The organism is Burkholderia sp. Tr-20390 (genome assembly GCF_017104595.1).
Classification (GTDB): domain Bacteria; phylum Pseudomonadota; class Gammaproteobacteria; order Burkholderiales; family Burkholderiaceae; genus Burkholderia.
The window spans coordinates 1-4,464 of record NZ_JAAGPC010000339.1; the positions used below are offsets into that span (position 1 = coordinate 1).

General features: G+C 69.5%; 4 protein-coding genes. 2 read left to right on the forward strand and 2 right to left on the reverse strand.

What is annotated here, in order from left to right; genetic code table 11:
- Together G3N98_RS38530 and G3N98_RS38535 are read left to right on the forward strand one after the other, a co-directional pair.
- Nucleotides 1-606: histone deacetylase family protein (locus G3N98_RS38530; RefSeq protein WP_206151053.1), on the forward strand; the 606-nt coding region annotated here is incomplete at its 5' end.
- A 104-nt stretch (nt 607-710) separates the two neighbouring features.
- Nucleotides 711-998 carry a hypothetical protein gene (locus G3N98_RS38535; RefSeq protein ID WP_143329815.1) on the forward strand — a complete coding sequence of 96 codons (288 nt, stop codon included), beginning with the start codon at nt 711-713 and terminating at the stop codon, nt 996-998.
- A gap of 31 nt (nt 999-1,029) precedes the next feature.
- Here G3N98_RS38535 and G3N98_RS38540 read toward each other — a convergent pair whose 3' ends face one another.
- Together G3N98_RS38540 and G3N98_RS38545 are read right to left on the reverse strand one after the other, a co-directional pair.
- The gene (locus G3N98_RS38540) at nt 1,030-1,992 is read right to left on the reverse strand and encodes a spore coat U domain-containing protein (protein WP_206151054.1); all 963 of its coding nucleotides are present in this window, start codon (nt 1,990-1,992) and stop codon (nt 1,030-1,032) included.
- Nucleotides 1,989-4,211: a fimbria/pilus outer membrane usher protein gene (locus G3N98_RS38545; RefSeq protein WP_241026281.1), complete on the reverse strand. Its 2,223-nt coding sequence runs from the start codon at nt 4,209-4,211 to the stop codon at nt 1,989-1,991. The genes G3N98_RS38540 and G3N98_RS38545 overlap by 4 nt, the downstream gene beginning before the upstream one ends.
- Nucleotides 4,212-4,464 lie beyond the last annotated feature (253 nt).

The window sequence follows — 4,464 nt, forward strand, 5'->3', positions numbered from 1 at the left end:
GTCAACGACGGCGCGCGCGAGGCGTACGCGCTGTGCCGGCCGCCCGGCCATCACGCACGCCGCGACGCGGCCGGCGGCTTCTGCTACCTGAACAATGCGGCGATCGCCGCGCAGTCGCTGCTCGGCCGCCATCGCCGGGTCGCGATCCTCGACACTGACATGCATCACGGGCAGGGCGTGCAGGAGATCTTCTACGGCCGTGACGACGTGCTGTACGTGTCGATCCACGGCGACCCGACCAATTTCTACCCGGTCGTCGCGGGCTATGAGGAAGAGACGGGCACCGGGGCCGGCGACGGCTTCAACCTCAACCTGCCGATGCCGCACGGTGCGCCGGAGTCGGCGTTCTTCGAGCGGCTCGACGACGCGCTGCGCGCGCTCGCGCGGTTCGAGCCCGATGCACTCGTGCTCGCGCTCGGCTTCGATATCTACAAGGACGATCCGCAATCGCAGGTGGCCGTCACGACCGACGGTTTCGGCCGGCTCGGCGGCGCGATCGGCGCGCTCGGGTTGCCGACGGTGATCGTGCAGGAAGGCGGCTATCACCTCGACAGCCTCGACGCGAACGCGCGTGCGTTTTTCGGCGGATTCGCCGCCGCGCGCTGACCGTCATCGCGGGGCCCGATCGCAGGCGTGCGGACTCAAGATTTCCGCACGCCTGCCGATAATTCGCGCATATGCTGGATGGATGCACGAAGGAGGGCCGAACGATGACAGCCGGCCAAATCAGACGCGGTGCGATCGCGCTCGCGGCGCTGGGCGTAGGGTCGCTCGCCAGCGCGGCCGATCCGTCGATCCCGCTGCGCGTCAGTCTCACCATTCCCGAAATCTGCACGATCGGCCCCGGCGTGCCGCAGGCCGTCGATGCCGACATGCCGAGCGTCAGTTGCGCGCACGGTACGCCGTTCGTGCTCAGTCACGCGCCGCCGCCCGACGTGCGATCGGCGCCGCGCAGCATCGGCGCGGGCGTGCTCCCCACCTGGACCGTCACGTTCTGAGCGGGCGCGCGCTCGCCCATGCCACTGAGCGCTAGAAACTGATCGTCGCGGTGATCGTGTCGCTGTAGTTGCCGGGCGCGGGCGTCGTCTGCGCCGGCACCGCACCGTACACGGTCACGGCCTGCGAGGTGCCCGTGCCGACGCCCGTGACCGTCGAGCTGCCGCCCGTGCCGTCGCCCCACGCGATCGAACGCGCGGCATCGGTGTAAAGCCCGTAGCCGATCGTGCCGCCTCCGCCGCTGCGCTGCATCTGGCGCGCCGTCACGTTGCCGCTGCTGCCGCCGCTCAGCGCGATCTTCCACGCGTCGCCGTTGGTGCACTGCGCGGTGATCGAACCGGTCGCGGCGAGCGCGCCCGACAGCACGCTCGCGGTGCCGAAGCTGACGTTGGTCGCGCTGATGTTGCAGTTGTTGATGACGTTGGCGGTCGCGCTGAACGGGAAGGTGCCGTTCGACGCCGTCAGCGACGCGCAAGTGGGCGCACCGAGCAGGTAGAACCCCGCGTTGATCGATGTCGTGTTGCCGCCGAACGTCTGCGAGTAGGGGGTCGTGCTGTTGCCGGTCGTCGGCACGGTCGGCTGGTTCGAGGTGATCTGCCCGTAGATCGTGACCGTGGCGCTCGCGCTCGTGCCGAGCGCGGGTTTGACGAGCGTCACCGATGCCGGCGTCGTGCCGGAGTAAATGGAGCCCCAGGCGACCGAATGCCCGGCATCGAGATAGAGGTCGTACTGCATCGCGTTGGTGCCGTTGACCAGGCTGCGCGGGCTCGTGCCGCCGAGACTCAGGCATACGAGCACGTTCGGCGTCAGCGTGACGGCCGACCACGTGCAGGTGATGCTGACGGTGCCGGTCGCGGCGACCGACGCGCGCGAGATCGGGCTGACCGAGCCGAAGCTCACCGTCGACGCGGTGGCCGTGCATGTCTCGGCCTGCGCATCGTGCGGCACGCCGCACCACATGGCGAACGCGACGAAGAGGAGCAGTGCGAACTTCATGGCGCGGGCCGGCAGGTGAGCGGGCCGAGGGTCGGCAGCGTGCCGTTGCCGGGCGCCGTGAACGCGAATGTCGTGACGCAGCGCTGCGTGCCGTAATCGATCACGAGATGGTTGTCCTCCTTCAGTCCGTCGATGAACGTGAGCCCGTCGTAGCCGACGATCGTGTCCGCGCCGCTTTCCGCGTGATGCACGTGCGCGCCGGCCGGCAGCGGGCGGCCGGCCGCGTCGTGCAGGATGACCGACGCCGCGCGATAGCGCGACACGCCGAAATGCGCGACGACGCCCGATTGCGCCTGCGGCACGACCGTCATCGAGGTCCGGGCGATCCGCGCATCGGCGGGCAGCTTCATCGAGTCGATCGCGATCTGGTTGTTCTGGTACGCGTTCAGGTCGGGCACGAGCAGGTGTCCCGCGCGATCCGTCGTGCCGATCACGCGGTTCTCGTGCAGCACCGGAATGCCCGCGACGCCGTCGGTCGACACGAGCGCGAAGCCGTCGTCGATGCGGCGTGACACCTGCAGGCTGCGGTCCATGAACACGAGCGCGCCGCTGACGTCGAGCGACGCGCCGGTCTGGCGGTCGATGTTCTGCGCGGCCGCGATGACTTCGCCCGCGTGGCCCAGATAGCGCAGTTGCGCTTGCCGGTACGGCGCCGCGCCCGTGCCGCCGGTCTGCACGCCCCAGCCCCAGCCGCCGTCGTAGTCGGGCGGGCGGCTCGCGTCGACGGTGTAGTTCGACTGGCCGCGCTGCCGCCCGACGGTCGTATTGATCGACGTGTTGCGGCCGAGCCCGATGTTCAGCGAGACGAACGCGCCGTTCGCACCCTGCTGCGCGAAGTCGCGGTACGCACTCACGCTCACCGACGCGAGATCGCCGAAGCTCAGCGTGTACGACACCGTGCCGATTCGCGCGCTCGGGCCTTGCGGCAACCGGAAGCCGATATAGCTGAGCGACAGCGTCTGGCGATGCATGAACGGCAGCGCGAGCGTGGCCTGGTCGGTCGCCGACGGCACCGGCGAGCCGTCGCGCGACGCGAGGTCGCCGTAGCGGCCGAACGCGCGGATCGTCTGCGCGTTGATCGAGAAGCGCGGTTCGATCACCTGGTAGCCGACGCTTACCTGCGTGCCCGGATAGCGTCCGGCGCTGCCCGCGACCGCGCCGCTCACGACGCCCGCGTAGCCGAGCCGCATCAGTGCGCCGACGCCGGCGTTGACCATGCCGCCGGTTGCTTCCGCATGCCCCTCGATGGTCAGCGCATCGGTCACCCCGCGCCGCATCGAGCCGCTGACGGCCGGCCGCGCGTCGTAGTCGAACGACTGCAGCCCGTAGTTGCGGCGCAGGAAGCCGGCTTCGAACGAATAGCTCGACAGCCCGGCGGACAGCATGCGCGTATCGACGTAGAGCGGCACCGACGTCGCGACGGTGCGCCCGAGCGCGTCGCGCGTGATGACGGTCGCCTGGCCGGCGCCGGTGATGCCCGGCACGTCGTGGATGATGAACGGGCCGCTCGGCACGTTGCCGGTGTACTGGCGCACGTTGTTGATGTACAGGTCGACCGCCGACGGCACGGCGGCGGAGCCCGCGAGCGACGGAATCGGGAACGTCACGAGATCGGGCCGCAGCGCGAAGTTGCTGCGCCACTGGAAGCCGCCGAGGCGCACCGAGCGCGTCCACGCGAGCGATCCCGAGATCGCGTCGCCGATCTGCGTCGTGCTCGGCCGTGCCGGGTCGGAGTGGCTCCACGACGTATCGAAGCGCGTATAGCGCCGCTGGCCGTTGTAGAAATACGCGGTGCCCGTCGTGTTGAACACGCCGTTCGGGTCGAAGTAGCGCACGCCGGTATAGAGCGAGAACTGCCGGTCGCCGATCGTCTGCGCGTACGCCTCGTAGTTGATCGCGAGGCCGCGCGACGCGCTGGCCTCCTGCGTGGCCGGCAACGCGCGGCTGTCGACCGCGTACGGGCGGCGCAGCGTGTCGGGCAGCTGCAGGTCGACGCTCTGGCGTGCCGCGTCGTAGCGGTAGCGCAGGCCGGGAATCGTGTCGAGATCGACGGTCGCCGCATCGGCGATGCCGAGCCGGTCGGTCGCGAAACCGATCGTGCGCAGGTCGGCGCCGCTCGCCGACAGATGGCCGTCGCGCTCGCGGAAGTGCGCGAGCAGCGCCGTGCTTTCGCCGTTGACACTGACTTCGAGGACCACGTCGTGCGTGCTGTCGGTCATCACGAGTGCCGCGGGTTCGTCCGCGCGGGCCGAGCCGATCACGAGCAGGCTGCCGGCCACGATGGCCGCAAGCGCGGCGCGCGGCGAGCGGCGCGTCGTTTCGCGTCCGTTGGCGGGGAACCTGAGATCGGAAGAGAGTCGTGGAGGGAAAGAGTGTATGGCATGGTAGAGAGGTAGGTGGTCGGCGTCGTGAGACACCGAACAATCTAGGAGCTACAGGACGCTCTTATCAACGTGTCAGTCAATGTCGTGA